2 protein-coding genes and 2 pseudogenes are annotated in these 3,860 nt (G+C 50.2%); all 4 read left to right on the top strand.

The annotated features are described in order from the left end of the window. Positions 1 to 189 (top strand): annotated as a pseudogene (locus AUK29_09630) (hypothetical protein). Beyond that, positions 186 to 1,406 carry a hypothetical protein gene (locus AUK29_09625; protein ID OIP61874.1) on the top strand — a complete coding sequence of 407 codons (1,221 nt, stop codon included), beginning with the start codon at positions 186 to 188 and terminating at the stop codon, positions 1,404 to 1,406. Before AUK29_09630 ends, AUK29_09625 begins: the two are co-directional and overlap by 4 nt. Beyond that, positions 1,403 to 2,716: a GDP-mannose dehydrogenase gene (locus AUK29_09620; protein OIP61873.1), complete on the top strand. Its 1,314-nt coding sequence runs from the start codon at positions 1,403 to 1,405 to the stop codon at positions 2,714 to 2,716. The genes AUK29_09625 and AUK29_09620 overlap by 4 nt, the downstream gene beginning before the upstream one ends. A 431-nt stretch (positions 2,717 to 3,147) precedes the next feature. Next, positions 3,148 to 3,860: pseudogene (locus AUK29_09615) on the top strand (hypothetical protein).

Here is a 3,860-nt window from a genome sequence, read left to right as displayed (position 1 = left end):
CCGGATACTAAACCGGAGGTCCGAGAGCAAGCAGAGAGGTTCTTGAAGAGAGTGCAGGAAAGTCTCCCTCTCGATAAAGACGGGTATGTTAAGGATTGGAAGCCGAAGATGGACCCCTCGGAATTTCACCGACGCGCCGGCGAGGCCCTGGAACGGCTCTCATTGCGAGACCATCAAGAAACCCCATGAACATCCTCTGGCTCAAGACCGACATCATCTATCCGCCGAACACGGGCGGAAAACTCCGGACCTACTGGATTCTAAAAGAGCTTTCCAAGAGGCACAACATCATCTACTGCTGTTTTGCCGATGGCGAGAATGATTTGGCCGGCATTCAAGAGATGAAATCATGGTGCGCCGAGATGCACACCATCGAAAGAAAACCCAAGGAAGAGAAGTACACGGCGCGCTTCTATCTGGACCTGGCGCGCAACTTATTTTCCCCCTATCCCTATGCAGTGGGCAAGTATTACCACCCCGGGCTGAAGCGCAAGGTCAAGGATCTTCTATCCAATGGCAAGGTCGATTGCGTGGTCTGCGATTTCATCTTCCCAGCCTTAAATATGTATTGGGATTCTCAGGTTCCAAGGCTCATCTTCTGCCATAATGTGGAGTCGTTGATCTGGAGACGGTACGTTGAAAATCACCGTTTCCTGAAAAAGTGGTTTCTCTATCATCAGTACCGGAAGATGGTATCCTATGAGTTTTCGATATTAAACAGGTTTGACGCCATTGTTGCGGTATCGGAAAAGGATAAGCTGGGAATGCTGGGTCACATCCGAGATCTGCCGGTCGAAGTCATCGGTACCGGCGTCAATCTTGAGTTCTTCGGCAAACGAAAAAGCCGGGAGAGAAGGCCCGGCAATATTGTCTTTTCCGGATCCATGGACTGGATACCCAATGAAGATTCCATGATCTATTTCGTCAAGGAGATCTATCCGAAGATCAGAAAAGAGATTCCTCATGCCGGGCTCACCATCGTTGGAAGGAAGCCCACTCCATCCATCAGAGGTCTCGCGTCTTCGGAGGAGAATATCGTGGTGACCGGCGGCGTGGATGACATCCGCCCTTTCCTGGCCGCCGCCGACTGCTTTGTGGTTCCGCTGAGGATCGCGGGCGGAACCCGGCTTAAGATTCCGGAGGCCATGGCCACTGGGCTTGCGGTGGTGTCCACGTCCGTGGGCGCCGAGGGGTTGGGCCTCACATCCGGAGAAGAGATCCTGATCGCCGACACGCCTCAGGTCTTTGCAGAAAAGGTCATCCGGGTCATCCGGGACGGGGAATTAAGGGCGGCTTTGGAAGAACGGGCAAGAAAAGCCGTAGAAGCAAGGTTTTCATGGGAGATGATCGGTCACCAGTTTGAGCAGATTATGGACCATGCGGTTCGGATGAGGGGAGGAGTATGAAGATCAGTATTTTTGGTATGGGATACGTGGGGTGTGTCTCGTCTGCCTGTATTGCAAACGACGGGCACACCGTGATGGGTGTGGATATCAACGAGACCAAGGTGAAGATGATCAATGATGGGAAATCGCCGATCATTGAAAAAGACCTCTCGCCCATGATCGAGAAATGCGCGGCAAAGGGGCTTTTATCAGCATCCACCGATTACAAGGAGGCCGTCCATCATACGGATATTTCAATGATATGCGTAGGCACACCGAGCCATGCGAACGGGAGCCTGAACCTGACCTATTTGTCACGGGTCTGTGAGAATATCGGAACCGCTCTAAGAGAGAAAAATGCCTTCCATGTTATTGTCGTTCGGAGCACGGTTCTGCCGGGCACCGTGGAAGATGTTCTATTGCCCCTGATAGAGGATGCGTCCGGGAAGAAAGTAAATAAGGATTTCGGCATCTGTTTCAATCCCGAGTTTCTCCGTGAAGGAACGGCCATCTCTGATTTTTATGATCCGCCAAAGACAGTCATAGGCGCTTCCAACGATAAAAGCGGGGACCAGGTTGCCGGCATTTACCAAAACCTAAAGGCGCCCCTGATCAGAACGACCATTAAGGTGGCGGAAATGGTGAAATATACGGATAACTCCTTTCACGCGGTGAAGGTCTGCTTTGCCAATGAGATTGGGAATATCTGCAAGCATCTCAATATCGACAGCTACAAGGTCATGGAGATCTTCTGCCGGGATACCAAACTGAATCTTTCTCCCTATTATTTAAAACCTGGATTTGCCTTCGGAGGCTCATGTCTGCCCAAGGATATTCGGGCGCTGGTTTATAAGGCCAAAGAGCTGGACCTATCCGTGCCTCTGCTGAACTCCCTTCTCATGAGCAATGAAACCCAGTTGAAGATCGGCATCAACAGGATCATCGGGACAGGAAAGAAAAGGATCGGTTTTCTCGGGTTCAGTTTCAAGGAGGGCACGGACGATCTGAGAGAGAGCCCCATGGTGGAGATGATTGAGACACTCCTGGGCAAAGGGTATGCCATCTCCATCTATGACAGGAACGTTGCCCTCTCCAGACTGATCGGGGCGAACAAGGAGTATATCGAGAAACATATCCATCACGTTGCCTCCTTGATGGTTGATGATATTGAAAAGGTGGTGCAGGACTCGGAGGTGCTGGTAATCGGCACTCGATCCGAGGAATTCAGAAAAATACTGGGCAGCGTCTCAAAGGATCAGATCATTATTGATCTTGTGAGGCTCAGTGATGACATTTCAACGGAGGCCGCCTATGATGGCATCTGCTGGTAGCCGCGCCGTAAAAGTCGATCCATTCATGTTTTATTCTAAACCCACCACCTCTGGTGGTGGACTCGGAGAGGTTCTACCGATCCGGGGAGAAATAAGATAGGCTCTTCCTCCGGGAAAGCCTCGTATGGAGCAGGAGGAAGATCCTATGTAAGAGTGGAAAAGTTTATAGCACATCAGATGGGACAGCAAATATACAGTTCGTGATGAATCAAAAACACCGTCATTCCCCGACTTGATCGGGGAATCCAGAACATACTGGATTGTCCGGTCAAGCCGGACAATGACAAACTGGTTACGATTTCTGTTGCGGTGCAGCATGGCGTTTTGGCTGGCCACGGAGCTTGTTTTGGGTTAATGCCCCCGGGGGGCATCCTGATGCCACCCGCTATGCGGGTAGAGAATCACTGATGACATTTCAACTGAGGCCGCCTATGATGGCATCTGCTGGTAGCCGCGCCGTAAAAGTCAATCCATTCATGAAAAGATTTTTTATCATCCTTTTCATTATTCCGGTCCTTGTCTCAGGAAAAGTCTTTGCCGAGGTCCCGGGAAAGCCCGTTGTCGTCATCACCATCGACGCGGAATCCATCAATCATGACGATTGCAAAGTATCCCTCCCGGAACAATTCGACCTGAAAATTGATGGAACCCCCTGCGGCATCACCAGGATGATGAGCATTTGTGACCGGCACAACGTAAAGGCCACATTCTTTCTTAACGTGTATGAATACAAGGAATACGGAGAAAAGCCCCTGAAAGATATCGCAGCGTTTATGGACCATAATGGTTTTGATGTAGAGTTGCATACGCACCCCCAATGGGTCTATGATAAAAATAGAAATATGATGTACCAGTATTCCCTGAATGAGCAGATACAAATCATCCGGGACGGAAAGGACCTTCTGAAGAAGTGGATCAATAAGGAGCCCGTCATCCACAGGGCGGGCGCCTACAGCGCAAATGAGGATACCCTTGAGGCTTTAAGGGTTAATGGGATAAATTATGACAGCTCGTTTCGTTACGCCTATCCAACCTGTTTATTGCAGAACCTTGGCCTGAAAAGGAATTATATTTCCGTATCTCATGATGTTTATGAGATCCCTGTCAATGTGTTCAGCCTTGAGCGGTCGGCTCCGGGGCTTGG

Source organism: Nitrospirae bacterium CG2_30_53_67 (assembly GCA_001873285.1).
In the GTDB taxonomy this organism is placed as follows: domain Bacteria; phylum CG2-30-53-67; class CG2-30-53-67; order CG2-30-53-67; family CG2-30-53-67; genus CG2-30-53-67.
This window is presented reverse-complemented; position numbering and strand designations above follow the sequence as displayed.

Bases quoted from the DNA above. Each gene is read 5' to 3' on its own strand.
- AUK29_09625 (OIP61874.1), top strand. From the start codon at position 186: ATGAACATCCTCTGGCTCAAGACCGACATCATCTATCCGCCGAACACG.
- AUK29_09620 (OIP61873.1), top strand. From the start codon at position 1,403: ATGAAGATCAGTATTTTTGGTATGGGATACGTGGGGTGTGTCTCGTCT.